Below are 16,909 nucleotides of genomic sequence, written 5' to 3' on the forward strand. Positions count from 1 at the left end.
AAATGGGGTAAAAAACGGCTAAAATTATGCTTTAGGACGTTTTGCGCCGTATTTTGAGCGGCCTTGTTTACGATCTTTTACGCCTGCACAGTCAAGTGCGCCACGAACGGTATGGTAACGAACACCTGGTAAGTCTTTTACACGACCACCACGGATAAGTACAACACTGTGCTCTTGTAGGTTGTGACCTTCACCACCGATGTAGCTTGATACTTCAAAACCTGACGTCAAACGCACACGGCATACTTTACGCATCGCTGAGTTTGGTTTTTTTGGTGTGGTAGTGTATACACGGGTACACACGCCACGGCGTTGTGGGCAAGCTTTTAATGCTGGCACTTTTGATTTTTCAGTAATGGTATTGCGACCTTTACGAATTAATTGATTTGTAGTTGCCATAAGGCACTCTCTCCCGTTTGTTGTCAAAAAATCTCTAAAAACCGCTAATAAGCTATTTTTAGGACAGCGTATTATAGAGATTTTTGTTGGTTTTATCAACTAAAAAATCACCTAGATGATGTAGATGATGATTGTTAGAGAAATTTAAAAAAAGTAGGGGAAGGCAAATTATCAAACATCGCGTTTATCAAGCACACAGGGTATCCAGCACACTGTAAATCACATCACAACAGACTAAAATAAAAAAGACCAAAACTAAAAGAACCAATGCGTTAACTTTGAAAACCTTAAGAAACTTATCGGTTAAAAGTCAACGCATTGGTTCTAGCTCAGTTATTATTTATTGTTATTCTTCAGTCATATGCGTCAACTTTGGCGCGGGGGCAAATACCGACATCGCAATTTCAATCACTTCATTGATAATAATATTGTTGTAAGCCGTACCCAAGCCAACTGCAGTGAGTGGAATGACTTTATGTAAAAAACCGAAATTAAACTGCTCAATGTTAATATTAAACTGCGTCGATATTTCTTCTAGTTTGGTTAATACCCCCATCGCTGATTGCCTGTCTTCTTCGGCAAGTACTGCCGCTCTATATTCTTCAATCGATTGGTCGGTCATCGCTTCAAATATACCCAAGCCTGCGAGCAAAGTTTGCTTTTCTTGCAATTTATTGAGATCGACTTTAGCTAAAATTTCATAAGCAATGGCGATACCTTGTTGTCCCGTCAACGGACGGTCATAAATTGCACTAATTTGAAAAATCGTCCGTAAACACACCGCCAATAACCACATTGTATCTACCAAAATACCTGGTAAACCTGCCAAGTTACTAAGTCCACCTAGGGTAGCTAAAGCACGGTTTTGATCGCCAATACTACGGGCTAGGGCTTGTCGCTCACTAGAAGCCAAGCTGTCTTTAAAACGCGCATCACGCGCCAAATCAAAATTCGCCCAATTTTGCGACAGTTTACCGACTTGGGAAAAAACCGCATCCGTTACTTTATCAAAACTTGTCTTGGGGATTAGTGAGGTCGCCATTTTGGTATAGCTGCCAAATGGGGTTTCACCAAGTAGTTTTTTTGATAGTTTGGGAATATGTTCATGAAACGCGTTTTTATCATTTGATAATGCTTGTTGAAGGCTGTCAAAATCAATATCCGCTAATGGTTTGGTTTGTATCGTATCTTTTGCGCTCAGTTGTGCTAATTTGTGACCTAGGGCTTCAAAAACACGGCGGCTAATAGAAGTAGAGGCTGACATGAGAGTTATCCTTGATATTATGCTTTTTATTGGAAAATAATGTTGTAGTAAAACAGCGTAAAGAAAGTGACCGCACTTTTCAACTTTAATGCGTAAAGAGACGTTACACAATGATATCTTTTATCGATTTGTTTGATTGTTTCGCATATAACTAGGTTGGGCTAGGTTAGGTTAAGACAAGAAAACTAAAAATAGCTGTGATCAATACCATAGTGTAAGAAATATTTTGTAACATTTTTTGGGAAAAACTAGGCAGGTGAAATCCAGAGGGGTAGAATAGCGTGATATTTATCATCAATTGACTAAACCAAAAGGAATGGTATATGCAGCGCGTTGTAATCACAGGGGCAGGACTTATCTCATGTATTGGTAATGACTTAGCCACAGTCAGCAAGTCGCTACAGCAAGGCAAATCAGGCTTGGTATTTAATCCAATTTATCGAGAAAAAGGCTTTAAAGCCTGTGTCTCAGGTAGTATTGATGACGATAACCTAGATACCTCGCATATCGATCGCAAACTTAAACGCTTTTTGTCAAAAGCCAGTTTATACGCCTATCTAAGTGCGCTACAAGCAATCGAGCAAGCAGGATTGTCATTAACAGATATTGCTCACAATACCAATATCGGCGTGGTAGCAGGTTCGGGTGGGGCATCGAGTGCCGATGTGGCGGCAGCGGTTGATGCAATGCGTGAAAAAGGCTTGCGCGGTGTCGGCGCCATGGCCGTGCCAAAAACCATGGCAAGTACGGTATCAGCCAGTGTTGCAACGGGGTTAAAAATTGGCGGGGTTAGCTATTCTATTGCCTCAGCTTGCGCGACCTCAACGCATTGTGTGGGTCATGCCATGGAGCTGATTCAATTGGGTAAGCAAGACATCGTGATTGCAGGCGGCGGCGAGCAAGAAGACTGGACACAATCTTGTATGTTTGATGGTATGGGTGCGATGAGCACACAATATAATGACAAGCCGCAACTCGCCAGTCGCCCTTACGATGCCGATCGAGACGGCTTTGTGATTGCAGGCGGTGGCGGCATGGTCGTGGTTGAGAGCCTAGACTCTGCGAAACAACGCGGCGCGACTATTTTGGCAGAGATTGTTGGCTATGGTGCAAGCTCTGATGGTGCGGATATGGTGGCACCCAGTGGGGTAGGTGCGGTCAACTGTATGAAACAAGCCCTTAAACAAGCAGGCTTAAACTCCGTTGACTATATCAACACCCATGGTACCAGTACGCCGATTGGGGATATTACTGAGCTTGAAGCGATTCGCCAAGTGTTTGGAAGTGAGTTGCCACCGATTAGCTCGACCAAATCAATGACAGGTCATAGCTTGGGTGCGGTAGGGGTGCAAGAATTGATTTATTGTTTATTGATGCTCAATCAAGGCTTTATTGCGCCCAATATCAATATTGAAACCTTGGATGAGAAAGCCACAGATTTTGATATCGTCCGTGAAACGCGTCAAGTCAATTTAAACACTATAATGACCAATAGCTTTGGCTTTGGTGGTACCAATGCAAGTTTAATCATCAAAAAGTTTGTTGAATAAATACTGATGGACCGTCATAATTGATAAAAATAGGCGATGACAGTTACCCGATTGTCATCGCTTTTTTGACGCTAAATATAATCATAAAGGTAAAGCATGTACTCAATGCCAAGTTTACAACATCTTGCGCCTTCTCAACTCATCACCCTGTTAGAGCAGTTTAATACGGCAAATAATCATGCAATCTATCCGATTTGGCTCAATAACGAAGGTCAAAATGTTATCGGTTTATTGCCCAAAACAATTTTTGAAATACATTCTCAAAATCAGCTTACCCAAAAGCAACGGCAAAATTGCTCATTCGATGATGTTGGGTACTGTGATACTGTGATTAACACTGGTGCTGATACTGCCACTGATAGGGCAACTAAGGGTATTGATATTGGCGAATTAACTGCTGTGCTTGAGGCTTATCAACACCAGCAGCTATCATCTAAGCAGTCTGCTATCCAACATACAGCTAATGTGGGCTACCAAGATGGCCTGATGGGGTTTATTAGCTACGATTTATCAGCGCATCATTTAGCAAATGCAAACCATGTGCAAGCAAGTGCAACTCACGGGGAAGCCAGTTACTTAACGCCCAATCAGCCGCAACTATTTTTGGGACATTATGATATTTATTTGACCTATCAATACGGGAAGTGGCATTTACATACCACCACTGAGGAAGCCATGGCGCAAGCCGTCACCATCGAAAACTGGCTGAATAATTTAGTCAGTGACGCCAACCTTCCTACACCAAAGCCGCTTAGCTTGTCACCTTTATGGCAAAAATCTGCGTACCACCAAGCTTTTAACAAAATCCAAGACTATTTAAAAGCAGGGGACTGTTACCAGATTAATCTTACTCAGTGCTGGCAAGGTGAGTTATCCAATCAGCAGTTGGTCGATTATTTGCCAAGCTTGCATCAGTCCACCCAGGCGCCGTTTGCAGGATATCTAGCACTCGGCAATTACGAGTTACTAAGCTGCTCGCCAGAGTTGTTTTTTACCTTTGCAAAAAACGCGCAAGGCGAAAATTGCATCATTACCAAACCGATAAAAGGCACGCGCCCACGCGGACAAAACGTAGCTGCTGACCAAGCCAATAAAAATGAACTTGCTAGCAGCGAAAAAGACATCGCCGAAAATGTCATGATTGTCGATTTGCTGCGCAATGATTTGGGCAAATATGCCAAGACTGGGACGGTAAAAGTCCCAAAACTGTTTGATATCGAAAGTTTTAGCAATGTCCACCATATGGTGAGCACGATCACTGCCACCCTCAAAGATGACATCAGCCCTTGGACGGTATTGTTTGAAAGTCTGCCGGCTGGCTCGATTACCGGTACACCCAAAAAGCGCGCGGTAGAAATCATCAATGAGTTGGAAGCCAAACCGCGCGGGGCTTACTGTGGCACCATGGGGTATCTCAATTTTGATGGTACAGGGCAATGGAATGTGCTGATTCGTACGCTACAAGCTTTAGATAGTAATGTCAGTCTGTGGGCAGGCGGCGGCATCACGATTGCGTCAGACTGTGACGCAGAATACCAAGAATGTTTTGATAAAGTAGGAAATTTACTAAAAATATTGCACCAGTAAAGTTACAACAACCTGCCATCAAGTGCGGTATTGAGTTCGCCTGCACTGATGGGCACGCTTTCGCCATCAAATGGATTAAACACTGGCTCAATATCATAAAAGGCGATATGGGTATCCACAATCGCCAGTTTTTTATCTCCCAAGGTTTGACCAAATGCCAACAAATCCACCTTTTCGGCAAAACGGTAAGTAATAACGTCGCCTGTTTCAATGTTTTGGCATTTTAAATAAAACTGTATGCTAGGGTCACTCACAGCCGTCAAACCAAACTTGTTAAGGTATCTAGTAAGCGCTGATTTTGTTCTGCCGTACCGATGGTGATACGCAAATAATCGCTAATTTTTGGTTTGTTAAAATGACGAACAATCACCCCTTGCGCCCGCAGTTTCTCAAATACCTGTATGGTTTCCCCCATGGAAGCAGGTGGTTTGGCAAACACAAAGTTAGCTTGTGAAGGCAAGACAGTAAAGCCTAATTGGGTCAAAGCTTGAGTGACATCATGGCGTAGTGCAATGACTTTTTGGTTGCAGGCAACAAAATAGTCGTTATCTTGCAAGCTGGCAACTGCGCCGGCTTGGGCAAGGCGATCTAGGGGATAGCTGTTAAAACTATTTTTATACCGATTTAATGCTTCAATGAGTGAGTGATTGGCAAACGCCATGCCGACACGCAGCCCTGCTAATGAGCGAGACTTTGAAAAGGTTTGGGTTACCACTAAGTTATCATATTTATCAATCAAACTGACCGCAGAGGCATTGGCTGTGTCTGCAAAATCAATATACGCTTCATCAATCACAATCACCGCATTGCGATGTTCTTGTAGGAGTTTTTCGATATCCGCCAGCGGCAAAAGCACCCCAGTTGGCGCATTGGGATTGGCAATAATAATGCCACTGCAAGGGCGGCGATAGTCATCAACATCAATGCTAAAATCGGTTTTGAGCGCAATGGTCACCAAATTCACATGGAAAGTATCGGCATACACAGGATAAAAACTGTAACCAATATCAGGGGTTAATACCGAACGGTCTTTGACAAAAAAACAAGCAAAAATATGCGCCAAAACTTCATCAGAGCCATTACCGACAAAAATTTGATTGGGGGCTACATCATAAACTTGTGCCATCACCGCACGTAGTTCATCGGATTCTGGGGCAGGGTAACGCTTTAAATGATCGGCTTGATTGAGCAAAACTTGTGCGATGGCTTCAGCGACTTTGGGGGAAGGTGGAAAAGGGTTTTCATTGGTATTAAGCTTACACAAATTGTCATGCTTGGGCTGTTCACCCGGTGTATAGGGCGTTAGGTTGCGAATCAAAGTGCTCCATAGTCGAGTGTTGATTTCGGGCGTTGCATCTGCGTTTGAAGTAAGCGTATCCACCATGACAAATCCTTACAAGATAATCAATGTGTTAAATCAATGTGGCCAGTCAATTTGCTAAGTCAATTTACCGAACCAATCCGCCAAAGGCTGGCACAAAAAATACATAGTAGCATAAATTAGTTAAAAATTTATCTACCGTAGCCCACTGATATTATAAAATTTGGGCTAACGGTTGAGCAAGGCTGATAGACAGTGAATTTTTAGCCGTTATGTGAATAAACCGTGCGCTGGCTTGACGAATGTGTTAAAAGATAACCTTTTTAATCAAGCCCGTTAAATTAAGCCCATGAAAATAAGCTTACTAAATCACCCGTGCTAATAGATTACCTAGTTAAAATTTTGGAAGATGTATGAAATTCTCAGCGTCGCAATCGAGCGAGTCGAATATTCACCCTGCTGCTAACGCGTCTCAGATTTCGGTAGCGACTGCCCCGACCAAGGCATTAATTATCACGGTAGTCATTGCCATTTTATTATTGGCTATCAATATGCGCGCGCCCATTATTGGGTTTGGTGCGGTAGCAAAACTGGTTCAGCAAGATTTGGGGTTAACGACCAAAACCATTGGTTTGATTGGTACGATTCCTGTCATGGCATTTGCATCGAGTTCGTTTGTTGCGCCTATGCTGTCACGGCGGATTGGCTTAGAAAACACCATGATTTTGGCAACCAGTTTGCTTGCTATCGGTATTTTTGTGCGGGTGGCGCATCCGCAATTAGGATTTTTGCTAGCGGGTACGGTGCTGCTATCGTTGGCGATTTCACTCGGCAATGTATTAATCCCGGCCGTCATCAAAAAATACACCCCCAATCACATTGGGCTTGTGATGGGAAGCTATTCGATGTTTTTGTCGGTGTTTGCTGGCTTTGCGTCAGGCATTGCGATGTGGCTTGTCAGCTTGTCCAATTGGCAATTTGCACTGGGGGTATGGGGCTGGGTCTCTGTGGCAGCGGTAGCGGCTTGGCTAATGGTCGCCCATTTGCGGCTTCGGCAAAAAATTAGCAGCCATGATGCTCAAGTCATTAATCAAGCGGTTGCCGAAGCAGGACAACTAAGCCGAAAATCAGTCTGGAAAATCCCGATGGCATGGTGGATTAGTGCGTTTATGGGTTTGCAATCACTAATTTATTATACGCTCGCCAGTTTTTTACCCTCGTTACTCATTGATAAAGGGCTGAGCAAAGCGCAAGCAGGCAACGTGGGCATGGTGTTTCAATTGGTCGCTTTTCCTTCGATTTTACTGTTGACCAAATGGGTCTCTAGTCAGTGGAATTTACGCACGTTAGCGTTACTTGCCGCAGTGGGAAACTTGGTGGGTGTGTTTGGTTTTGGGTTTTTGCCCCTGCAAGGCTGGGTATGGGTTTGGAGTATTGCATCAGGCTTTGGATGTGGGGTGATTTTTACCTTATGCATGATGATTTTTACCTTAAAATCAAAGGATAGTCAACAAGCCGCTGAACTGTCGGGGATGGCACAAACCGTGGGTTATAGCATTGCTATAACCGGTCCGATTGTGACAGGGTGGCTTAAAGACTTGAGTCATACTTGGACGCTATCGATGGGGTTTTTAACCATTTTAATGGCGCTTAATTGTGTGTTTAGTTGGTTGGCAACGCAAAACAAAGCGATTGAATAGCGAATAAAAGTTTAAGATAACTTTCAATATTTTACCCGGTATTTTTATGTTAAAGGCTTGTGTATCTTTCAGCTAAATTGAGTAAAAAATCCTGTTTATTGCCAGCTTTTTATCTATACTGTGAGCGTCATTACCAATGCAATTAACGGTAACTAACCGCAATATTATTGGTAATGCTCTGTTTTATCCCTAACAACTATATAGCCAATCTTGGTAGCCAATCATGAGATAACTCATGTGATAACGTTGTCTAGTCAAGATTAGCCATCTTATAAAATTAGCCACAAAAAAAATCATCCGAGGAAAATAATATGTCAAACGATAAACGTATTTCAGACGCAATGGAACAAGCGTTAAACAAGCAAATGATGGAAGAAGCCACACAAGCGCAGGCATATATTGCGCTAGGCAGTTGGGCGGAAGTGAACAATTATCCAGGTATTGCAGATTTTTTCTACAAGCATTCGGCTGAAGAACGTAATCATATGTTCAAATTTTTAGCTTACATCAATGAGCGTGGTGGCGAAGCTAAAATTGAAGCGATTCCCGCACCGCGTGACAACCCTGTCAGTCTTGAAACCTGTATCGAAGATGTCTGGCAACATGAGTTAGAAAACTCAAAAAAAATCTATGCACTTGTGGACCAAGCCATGGCAGAGCGCGATTGGGCAACGTTTAATTTCTTACAATGGTTTGTCAAAGAACAAATCGAAGAAGAAGCATTAATCAATAACCTACGTGATAAATTTGCCTTGGCATCAAAAGATAAGGCGGATAACCAAAGCTTCTATGAGTTGGATAAAGACATGGCATCAGCTTCTCAAGAAGGTGATTTGCCACGGGAAAAATCGGTGGAATAATTTTTGCCATCATAAAAAAAGCTGAGAATCAATCTCAGCTTTTTTTGTACTTCATTATTATTTATTTCAGTTTTTACTTCAGTGGCAGCTTAGCTTTTTAAACTAGCTCTTTAAAATAGCTTTTTAGACTAGCTTTTTAAACTAATGTCACTGGCATCGACCGGCAATTGATTGGGTTTTAACGCCACTGGCTGTGATACCAACGCCGCTTTAAATACTTCATCAATCGTTTCTACTGGCTGGATGCTTAAGCCTTGTTTGACATTGTCAGGAATATCAACCAAGTCACGCTCATTGGATTTTGGAATCAACACGTGTTTGATACCGCCACGATGCGCTGCAAGCAGTTTTTCTTTCAAGCCACCGATACGCAGCACTTTGCCACGCAAAGTCACTTCGCCTGTCATGGCAATATCGGGGCGAATGGCAATACCTGTCATCGCAGAGGCTAACGCAAGCGTTAACGCAATACCGGCAGATGGACCGTCTTTGGGAGTCGCACCTTCTGGCATATGCACGTGTATATCTGTGCCTTTGAGCTTATCATAGCTGACGCCTAAGCTATCAGCACGGGCACGAACCACCGTCATCGCCGCACGAATTGACTCTTTCATCACATCGCCTAGTGAACCTGTAAAACTCAGTTCACCTTTACCTTGCACCGCAACCGCTTCAATGGTCAACAGCTCACCACCGACTTGTGTCCAAGCCAAACCTGTGACGCGACCGACTTCAGGTTCTTGCTCCGCCAAGCCATAATCGAATTGGTACACACCCAAGTAATCAGCGACATTTGAACTATCGACCGTTAATTTGTGTGCCGCGGTTTTATCTTCCGCTTTGTCTTTGCCCGATGATTCAACATTTTGTTTTACCACTTTGCGGGCGATTTTGTTGATTTCACGTTCAAGGTTACGCACACCTGCTTCACGGGTATAACGTTGTACAATCGCTTTGAGTGCCTCATCGGTGATATCAATTTCAGTATCACTTAAGCCATTTTGCTTGATGGCTTTTGGTACTAAGTATTTATCCGCGATGCTGATTTTTTCATCTTCGGTGTAACCTGGCAGACGAATCACCTCCATACGGTCAAGTAGCGCAGGTGGGATATCCATACTATTAGCGGTACAGATAATAGCGGTACAGATAAACATCACTTGTGATAAGTCTAAATCCATATCCAAGTAGTGATCGTTAAAGCTATGATTTTGCGAGGGGTCTAACACTTCAAGCAATGCTGAAGCAGGGTCACCACGAAAATCTTGCGCCATTTTATCGATTTCATCGAGTAAGAATAGCGGATTTTTCACGCCCACTTTTGAGAGTGATTGTACGATTTTACCTGGCATAGCACCGATATAGGTACGTCGATGTCCACGGATTTCAGCTTCATCTCGCACGCCGCCCAATGCCATACGGATAAACTCACGACCTGTGGCACGGGCAATGGATTCACCCAAGGAAGTTTTACCCACCCCAGGCGGACCTACCAAGCAGAGAATCGGACCTTTTAAGGTATCCACGCGAGATTGCACTGCCAAGAACTCCAAGATGCGGTCTTTGACATCTTGTAAACCATAATGGTCAGTGTCAAGCACGTCATGGGCTCTATTGAGGTCGATTGACACATCACTGGTTTTGTTCCAAGGGGTGTCTAAAATCCACTCGACATAGTTGCGCACGACCGATGACTCAGAAGAGGCAGCAGGCATGGTTTTGAGTTTACGAAACTCATTTTCTGCTTTTTTACGCACCGCTTCTGGCAAATCGGCTTCCGCTAAACGTTTTTCTAGCTCAGCAATATCGTCATCTTCATAATTCTCACCGCGTTCTTCATGAAGGTCAGAAAGCTCAGATTTTATCGCTTTCATTTTCTCATTTAAGAAATACTCGCGCTGGTTGTTTTCCATCTGGCGACGGACCGCTTCTTGTAATTCTTGCTCGATATTGTGCTCGGCACTTTGCTGAATCAAATAGTCTGACAACGCTTTGATATGCGCAGTCAAATCATCAACTTCCAAAAAGTTTTGTTTAATCGATAAATTGAGTGAGACACGCGTCGCAATGAAATATACCAACTCTTCAAGTTGGGTGATACGCTCAGCCACACGAATCAACTCGCGTGAGTTACGTAGGCGATTTTCGGCATATTTGCTAAACAAAGCAACTAACGCTTCTTTGTGCGATTTTTGCGTTTTAGCGCTCATATTCACGGTGATGGGCGCTTTTTCAAAATCGGCCAGTAATACCGCTTCTTCCTCAGCGCTGTCTTGGATGTCGACCAATTTGGCACGGTACAGACCTTCAATCAGCACTTTGATGCAATTTTCGTCATTTTCATGTGGCATGGTATTGACGACACGGCACACCGTACCATATTCAAATAGATTACTGGCATCAATGTCTTCAGATAGTGAGTCTTTTTGTGCCACTACCAATACTTTATTGTCAAATTCGTTTTGCGCAAGCTCGACTGCTTTGACTGAAGGCGTACGACCCACAAATAAAGCAATTTGCATTTGTGGATATACCACAACGTCACGTAAAGCTAACAATGGTAGCGTAGTGAATTCTTGCGATTCAGATGATTCTGGGTTTGTCATTAAAACATCATCTTGCATATACTATGTCCCCTTAAATAACACAACAAGCAACTGACCATTTGTGAGCAAATGATGGCTTGCTGATAGACTTAAAAATATAAATGGCGTCAATGCAAAAAATTGCAAGGCTGGTCACACAAAGGGGAAAAAAACGACCAGCCAAGGGCAATAAATTGGTAACAAAGCGCTGAAAATAACCACCGCAATCGTGCACTGAGCCTAATGCCGCTGTAATATTGATTTATATTTATCTAATTTTTTAGGCTAGTTGATACGTGTTCAATTTATGCATGTCTAGCTTATACGTATCTAAAAGTCGTCCAAGTCTTCAGAATTCACTCGGGTAAAGGCATCAGCTTGGGTTAAAAGTTGCGTTAATCTAGCGGGATTCATGACACTGGCAATTTCTGAATTGCTTAATTCACCGCTTGATGGGTATAAGGGTTGATGGACTTGGCTAGTGTCGGTATGGGTATCGCTATCAATATTAATCTCAATATCAGCATCATTGTCGGTTATGGCAGGTGAGGTCATCACCACATGTTGAAACAGGGAGTTGTCATTTTTTTGCATGGGATTGTTCCACCAAATAGCGTCTAAATAACCATAGTTTACTCGGCGTGATTAAGGCATCAAGCTTGATATCCCAAGGATTGCTGTCAAGTTTTTCAACCAATTGAAAATCATAAGCCCAGCCAATTTTTAAAGGTCGACTTTTAACTTTGGCTAAGGTGCGGTCGTAGTAACCGCCACCCATACCCATACGATTGCCAATTTTATCTGCTGCCACTAGCGGCATAAACAATACATCAAGCGCCGCTACGTTAAGCATTTTTCCTTTCTCAGGTTGGCGCATACCTAGCGGGTGTTTGGGTAGGCGAGATTGTCGCCAAGTTTTTTGGCTAAATTGGATAAATACCAGCGGCTGATGTTTGCCAGTGACGACAGGTAAATAAATACGATAACCGCGCTGTCTCGCCCAATCCATCAGCGGTTGGGTAGGCATCTCCCCAAAGGCATCTGCAAAAATCCCGACCTTGACGTTTTTGCCAGTTAAAGCAGGATGCTGTAGTCGGTTTAAACCTCGTCGTGCTTGATAAGCGGCGCGATTACGGTGGCGCTTGGATAAGCGTAGACGTTGTTGACGTAACTGTTTACGCAAGTGATGAGCATTCATAGATTCACAGCGATGATGTAATGGTTATAGATTATAGTTAAGCCATTGATAATAAAGCATGATAATAAATCAAAATCAAAAGAAAGCCAAATGGCTGATTTGGCTAATTAGGTTTAGTTGCTTAGCTATTTATTCACTTATTTATTTGCTTAAACACCCAAACATCCTACCGATAGTGTACAACCCATAACAAGTGTCCACTACCTGTTATGCCATTCCCTTTGAAATATTTGAAAAATAAAGCATTTTTGCGGACGGTGATACTGAGTTTTAGTAGCCCTACGGACTCAAACTTAACTAGCAGCGCCTGTAAAAGATGATATGATTGCTGATAACGAGGATGACGGTTTATGTATACGTCTTTAAATTTTTATCTCAAGTCCAATTACTAAAGTTTGGCTTGTAAGTTAGCTGGTTTGTAGTTTATGTTGCATTTTTTTTAAATTGCCGTGTTAATAACTTAGGAAAAATTAATGGATGCACTCAGTATGTTGCTTGAAGATATACATTTGTATCAAACTCAGTATCACTATATACACGCCACTGGGGAGTGGTCGTTTGAGTTAGATAAAAAAGATTGTATCGTGTTTTATTTGGTTACCACAGGTGGGATTAGTATTAAAGTCGATGATGTATATCGCAACGCACGCGCGCGCGATGTGGTCATGGTGCCAGGCGGCAAAAAACACCTTATTTGTGGTGTGGGGCAATCGGATATCCCATCAATTGATATTGCCCCGTTATTAAGCAACCAGACTGTTGAAACTATCAACTTGGGTAACCCTGCGATTTCTAGCCAAGGTGATGAACCAGCGCAAACAACCGAAATAGTCGCGATTGTGTGCCATTACGATCGAGAGATTACGCGCCCGTTACTCAGCGCTTTACCAGAAATTTTGCCAGAAAGCGAATCAAACGATGAGCAAAAAATGATTATGCTTGATTTGGGGGTCAAATTTTTGGCATTAGAGTCTGAGCAGAACCGACTTGGCAAAATGACCATTATCAATCGTATCGCCAGTATTTTGATGATTGAGTGTGTACGCAATTATATTGAGGATTTGCCTGAAGCGACAGATAATTGGCTAAAAGCTGTGAAAGACCCTTACCTTGCCAAGGCGTTGGCAGTCATGCATGATCGACCTGAAACCAATTGGACCATTCATAAGCTAGCTGAAGTCGCCGGGATGTCACGCAGTAGTTTTGCCGAGCATTTTCGTGAGGTGGTGGGGGTGCCGCCGTTAACTTATTTAACCGACTATCGACTTCGTCTTGCAGCCCGGTATTTACGACTACAAGAAAATAGCATTAGCCGTATCAGTGAGTTAGTGGGTTATGCCTCCGATAGTACCTTTAGCCAAGCATTCAAACGCGTCTATAAAATGTCACCACGAAAATATCGCCAGTCGTTTCGAACCGATGGTGTGCATTTTGCTGATAGCTTGGGCGAGGAATGAGTCAGTAGTCGAGAACCCTGAGTAACCACAAAAAAGCAGGTTTGCTGCGGTTTTGTGGTTATCGCCACTTTTATAGCAAGCTCTATGTCTTATGACAAGTTTTATCGCAACTAAGAATGACCAGTCTATTTTCATAGCAATATCTGTTAGGTTATGTCGATGGGGGTATGATATAGTGACAAGCACTGTCCCATATTTTATCAGCTGCGATTGCCAACATGGAAACTTCAACTACCAAAGGTCAACCTGTCGAAGCACATGGCTTGCACACCAAACCCAATCCAGAAGACCCTGCGATGGACCATCGTGGTGTTAACCCAATGGATGTTACCAGTCAATACACTGCCGTGTTTCATGCACAAGAAAACGCAGTGACCGAGTATTTTGAGCACTCCCATCCCAACCAACTGTTATTTTATATCTCCAGTAAAAAATCCCAGTTTATTGAAACTAAAAAACTGCAAGTCGCCAAATATTTAAACATGCGCGATAATGTTGGGCTGATGCAACTGCAGCATTTGTTCAATAATTTACATATCGTCGATGATTTGGTGATGTCGATTAGCCATCATTTACCGCCGCAGCGACCGATTGGTTGGCAGCTTGTCAGCCAAAACAAAAATTTAATGAACCTGCCAACCGTAGGCTTGATGCCATCGTCAACTGAATTTCGCGGTCTTGAGCATAGTTTGGCGGCGACTGTGATTGAGTTTTTGGGGGTGGCATGCTATCACAATGACCGGGGTTATTTTGTCGGGCATATTTTAGGTTATCTATTTAGTTGTTATTATTTTGCCCATCTCGGTGTCAACTATTCAGTCACCCCATTAAAAGAGGCGGCGATTCCCAATTACCCTTACCAAGTCATCAATGTGGCAGAATTGGTGAGACTATTGCAATCACTCGATGAGTCGCTCAAAGCGCAAGTTTATCAATTAGCCATCTATTGTGCGCAAATCAGTGAATACGCCGTTGACAAACGAATCGAGAAAATGCTGATTACCGAGGTCAATAGCTTTAACAAACAAGACTTGCGCGATGAGCTATCGGTGTTGGTACAATATGATTCCAATGAAAACGAGTCTTTATTTCAGCCTATTAAGCCTTTAAAATAACGCTAATCTTACCCGTTGGGAACTCACATGCCCGCATTTCAGTACAAAGCCATGGATACCCAAGGCAAGTCACACCAAGGTATTCTTGAAGGCGATTCTGCTAGGCTAATCCGCCAACAACTGCGTGATAAAAATTTACTGCCTGTCGAAGTCTCACCTGTACAAAAAACCGATGTCAGTCACAACCGATTGTGGCAAAAAGGGGTGGGTGCGTATGATTTGGCATTAATCACCCGCCAATTGTCGGTGTTGTTGGCAGCCTCAATACCGATTGAACAAGCGTTGCAAGCGATTGCTAAACAAAGCGAAAAACCGCATGTCAAAGCGTTGATGCATGGCGTGCGTGCCAAAGTATTGGAAGGCTATAGTCTAGCGAGTGCGCTACAAGACTCTGGTAATTTTCCAGCGATTTATATTGCCACCATTGCCGCAGGTGAGCGCTCAGGGCATTTGGATTTGATTTTAAATCAGTTAGCCGATTACACCGAAAATCGCTTTGCCATGCAAAAAAAGGTACAAGGCGCGATGGTGTATCCGATAATTTTGCTGATGATGGCAGTGGCAGTGGTGGTGGGCTTGATGAGCTTTGTCGTGCCAAAAATTGTCAAAGTGTTTGAACAATCCGAGCAAGCGCTGCCATGGATCACCCAAGTGGTGTTGGCATTGTCTAATATTTTAACCCAATGGTGGTGGCTGATATTAGGCGGGCTAATCGGTGCGGTTTTTTTATTTGTGAAGTTTGTTAAAACGGCGGCAGGCAAAGCCACTTTTGACCAAGTTGTCTTGCGGTTGCCAGTGTTTGGCAGATTATCGCGAAATCTGAATGCCTCACGTTTTGCCAGTACGTTAGCGATTTTGGTACGTTCAGGGGTGCCGTTGGTGGAAGCATTAGCTATTGGCGCGGCAGTCACCACCAATACCCATATCAAACATACCATCGCGCGCGCCACAGAAAAAGTCACCGAAGGCGCAAGCCTATCAAGCCAGCTTGAGCGCAGTAATTATTTTCCGCCGATGATGGTACAAATGATTAAAAGCGGCGAGAATTCAGGCGAGCTTGATGACATGCTGACGCGTGCAGCAGCGATGCAGCAAAATGAAGCCACCAATATGATTAGCACGCTATTGTCACTACTTGAGCCGCTGATGTTGGTACTGATGGGGGTGATAGTCATGACCATTGTAATGGCAGTGATGCTACCGATTATCAATATGAATGATTTGGCAGGGTAAAACCTAAAACCGCCAAATAATTAATGGCTAAATAATTAATGGCTAAATCATCCGACAAAATTAACCAAATCGGTATGCAAATTGTCAAAAAAGCCGTGTAAAATCCTAACACCTTATCAAAAGCGCTAAAAATCTAAAAAATGGAAATTCGTATGTGTTGTGCTCATGTATCAAAAAATCGTCAAGCGGGTTTTACCTTAATTGAAGTCATGGTGGTGATTGTCATTTTGGCAATTTTGGCAGGTCTGGTGGTACCCAAAGTGGTGGGTCAAAGTGACAAAGCCCGCGTCAAAACCACCGAAACGGCTTTATCCAACACCTCAAATGCCATTGATATGTTTAAAGTGGACAATGGTCGCTATCCCACCACCCAAGAAGGGTTAGACGCCTTAAATAAGCCACCACAAGGCGCCAAAAACTGGCCAGAGGGCGGGTATATTAAAGGCGGTTTCCCGAAAGATGGCTGGGATAATGACCTACAATACGTTATCCCAGGTACCGAAGGCAGAACCTATGATTTGTTCTCATTGGGCGCTGATGGCAAAGAAGGCGGCGAAGGTCAAGACGCAGACATTTTTGCTAAGTTATAAGTTTGGTGTTTTCACTGGGTTAACGAAATCAGAGTCACGCACTCTGATTT

General features: G+C 43.2%; 15 protein-coding genes. 8 read left to right on the top strand and 7 right to left on the bottom strand.

Annotated features, from left to right (window positions below):
• Positions 1 to 24: 24 nt before the first annotated feature.
• Both rpsL and ACAM37_RS02575 read right to left on the bottom strand, forming a co-directional pair.
• The gene (gene rpsL / locus ACAM37_RS02570) at positions 25 to 399 is read right to left on the bottom strand and encodes a 30S ribosomal protein S12 (RefSeq protein WP_007116468.1); all 375 of its coding nucleotides are present in this window, start codon (positions 397 to 399) and stop codon (positions 25 to 27) included.
• Positions 400 to 745: 346 nt separating this feature from the next.
• Entirely contained in the window at positions 746 to 1,663 is a 918-nt protein-coding gene (locus tag ACAM37_RS02575; protein ID WP_369626469.1) for an EcsC family protein, read from the bottom strand.
• A 323-nt stretch (positions 1,664 to 1,986) separates the two neighbouring features.
• Between ACAM37_RS02575 and ACAM37_RS02580 the strand changes: the two genes are divergently transcribed.
• Both ACAM37_RS02580 and ACAM37_RS02585 read left to right on the top strand, forming a co-directional pair.
• Positions 1,987 to 3,213, top strand: a complete 1,227-nt coding sequence (locus ACAM37_RS02580; protein WP_369626470.1) for a beta-ketoacyl synthase N-terminal-like domain-containing protein — start codon at positions 1,987 to 1,989, stop codon at positions 3,211 to 3,213.
• A gap of 105 nt (positions 3,214 to 3,318) precedes the next feature.
• A complete protein-coding gene (locus tag ACAM37_RS02585; RefSeq protein ID WP_369626471.1) occupies positions 3,319 to 4,800 on the top strand; it encodes an anthranilate synthase component I family protein in 1,482 nt (493 codons plus the stop codon).
• 2 nt (positions 4,801 to 4,802) lie between these two features.
• Here the strand turns inward: ACAM37_RS02585 and ACAM37_RS02590 are convergent, their stop codons facing one another.
• Both ACAM37_RS02590 and hisC read right to left on the bottom strand, forming a co-directional pair.
• Entirely contained in the window at positions 4,803 to 5,054 is a 252-nt protein-coding gene (locus ACAM37_RS02590) for a hypothetical protein (protein WP_099808640.1), read from the bottom strand.
• Positions 5,055 to 5,059: 5 nt separating this feature from the next.
• Positions 5,060 to 6,184: a histidinol-phosphate transaminase gene (gene hisC / locus ACAM37_RS02595; RefSeq protein ID WP_369626472.1), complete on the bottom strand. Its 1,125-nt coding sequence runs from the start codon at positions 6,182 to 6,184 to the stop codon at positions 5,060 to 5,062.
• A 350-nt stretch (positions 6,185 to 6,534) separates the two neighbouring features.
• Here hisC and ACAM37_RS02600 point away from each other — a divergent pair, with 350 nt between their 5' ends.
• A complete protein-coding gene (locus ACAM37_RS02600) occupies positions 6,535 to 7,821 on the top strand; it encodes an MFS transporter (protein ID WP_369626473.1) in 1,287 nt (428 codons plus the stop codon).
• 311 nt (positions 7,822 to 8,132) lie between these two features.
• Positions 8,133 to 8,681 (top strand): ferritin, encoded by a 549-nt coding sequence (locus ACAM37_RS02605; RefSeq protein WP_060994576.1) that lies wholly within the window; start codon positions 8,133 to 8,135, stop codon positions 8,679 to 8,681.
• 128 nt (positions 8,682 to 8,809) lie between these two features.
• Here ACAM37_RS02605 and lon read toward each other — a convergent pair whose 3' ends face one another.
• The 3 genes from lon to ACAM37_RS02620 all read right to left on the bottom strand — a co-directional run bounded on the left by lon (position 8,810) and on the right by ACAM37_RS02620 (position 12,464).
• Complete coding sequence (gene lon, locus ACAM37_RS02610) at positions 8,810 to 11,305, bottom strand: endopeptidase La (protein ID WP_472826322.1); 2,496 nt, start codon at positions 11,303 to 11,305, stop codon at positions 8,810 to 8,812.
• Between the two features lie 291 nt (positions 11,306 to 11,596).
• Positions 11,597 to 11,860, bottom strand: coding sequence for a hypothetical protein (locus ACAM37_RS02615; RefSeq protein ID WP_076774006.1), 264 nt, complete (start codon positions 11,858 to 11,860; stop codon positions 11,597 to 11,599).
• Entirely contained in the window at positions 11,847 to 12,464 is a 618-nt protein-coding gene (locus ACAM37_RS02620; RefSeq protein ID WP_369626474.1) for a 5-formyltetrahydrofolate cyclo-ligase, read from the bottom strand. Before ACAM37_RS02620 ends, ACAM37_RS02615 begins: the two co-directional genes overlap by 14 nt.
• 473 nt (positions 12,465 to 12,937) lie before the next feature.
• Between ACAM37_RS02620 and ACAM37_RS02625 the strand changes: the two genes are divergently transcribed.
• From ACAM37_RS02625 to gspG, 4 genes are all read left to right on the top strand, one after another.
• The gene (locus ACAM37_RS02625) at positions 12,938 to 13,921 is read left to right on the top strand and encodes an AraC family transcriptional regulator (protein WP_369626475.1); all 984 of its coding nucleotides are present in this window, start codon (positions 12,938 to 12,940) and stop codon (positions 13,919 to 13,921) included.
• A 218-nt stretch (positions 13,922 to 14,139) separates the two neighbouring features.
• Positions 14,140 to 15,036 carry a hypothetical protein gene (locus ACAM37_RS02630; protein WP_369626476.1) on the top strand — a complete coding sequence of 299 codons (897 nt, stop codon included), beginning with the start codon at positions 14,140 to 14,142 and terminating at the stop codon, positions 15,034 to 15,036.
• A 27-nt stretch (positions 15,037 to 15,063) separates the two neighbouring features.
• Entirely contained in the window at positions 15,064 to 16,269 is a 1,206-nt protein-coding gene (gspF, locus tag ACAM37_RS02635; RefSeq protein ID WP_369626477.1) for a type II secretion system inner membrane protein GspF, read from the top strand.
• Between the two features lie 140 nt (positions 16,270 to 16,409).
• On the top strand, positions 16,410 to 16,859 hold the full coding sequence (gspG, locus tag ACAM37_RS02640; RefSeq protein WP_065253641.1) for a type II secretion system major pseudopilin GspG: 450 nt from the start codon (positions 16,410 to 16,412) through the stop codon (positions 16,857 to 16,859).
• Positions 16,860 to 16,909 lie beyond the last annotated feature (50 nt).

This window comes from Moraxella sp. K23, assembly GCF_041154765.1.
In the GTDB taxonomy this organism is placed as follows: Bacteria; Pseudomonadota; Gammaproteobacteria; order Pseudomonadales; family Moraxellaceae; genus Faucicola; species Faucicola tetraodonis.

Excerpts from the sequence above, each read along its gene's own strand:
- ACAM37_RS02575 (WP_369626469.1), bottom strand. The coding sequence starts at position 1,663 with ATGTCAGCCTCTACTTCTATTAGCCGCCGTGTTTTTGAAGCCCTAGGT.
- lon (WP_472826322.1), bottom strand. The coding sequence starts at position 11,305 with ATGCAAGATGATGTTTTAATGACAAACCCAGAATCATCTGAATCGCAA.
- ACAM37_RS02585 (WP_369626471.1), top strand. The coding sequence starts at position 3,319 with ATGCCAAGTTTACAACATCTTGCGCCTTCTCAACTCATCACCCTGTTA.
- rpsL (WP_007116468.1), bottom strand. The coding sequence starts at position 399 with ATGGCAACTACAAATCAATTAATTCGTAAAGGTCGCAATACCATTACT.
- ACAM37_RS02620 (WP_369626474.1), bottom strand. The coding sequence starts at position 12,464 with ATGAATGCTCATCACTTGCGTAAACAGTTACGTCAACAACGTCTACGC.
- ACAM37_RS02600 (WP_369626473.1), top strand. The coding sequence starts at position 6,535 with ATGAAATTCTCAGCGTCGCAATCGAGCGAGTCGAATATTCACCCTGCT.
- hisC (WP_369626472.1), bottom strand. The coding sequence starts at position 6,184 with ATGGTGGATACGCTTACTTCAAACGCAGATGCAACGCCCGAAATCAAC.
- ACAM37_RS02630 (WP_369626476.1), top strand. The coding sequence starts at position 14,140 with ATGGAAACTTCAACTACCAAAGGTCAACCTGTCGAAGCACATGGCTTG.
- ACAM37_RS02615 (WP_076774006.1), bottom strand. The coding sequence starts at position 11,860 with ATGCAAAAAAATGACAACTCCCTGTTTCAACATGTGGTGATGACCTCA.
- ACAM37_RS02605 (WP_060994576.1), top strand. The coding sequence starts at position 8,133 with ATGTCAAACGATAAACGTATTTCAGACGCAATGGAACAAGCGTTAAAC.
- ACAM37_RS02580 (WP_369626470.1), top strand. The coding sequence starts at position 1,987 with ATGCAGCGCGTTGTAATCACAGGGGCAGGACTTATCTCATGTATTGGT.
- gspG (WP_065253641.1), top strand. The coding sequence starts at position 16,410 with ATGGAAATTCGTATGTGTTGTGCTCATGTATCAAAAAATCGTCAAGCG.
- ACAM37_RS02625 (WP_369626475.1), top strand. The coding sequence starts at position 12,938 with ATGGATGCACTCAGTATGTTGCTTGAAGATATACATTTGTATCAAACT.
- gspF (WP_369626477.1), top strand. The coding sequence starts at position 15,064 with ATGCCCGCATTTCAGTACAAAGCCATGGATACCCAAGGCAAGTCACAC.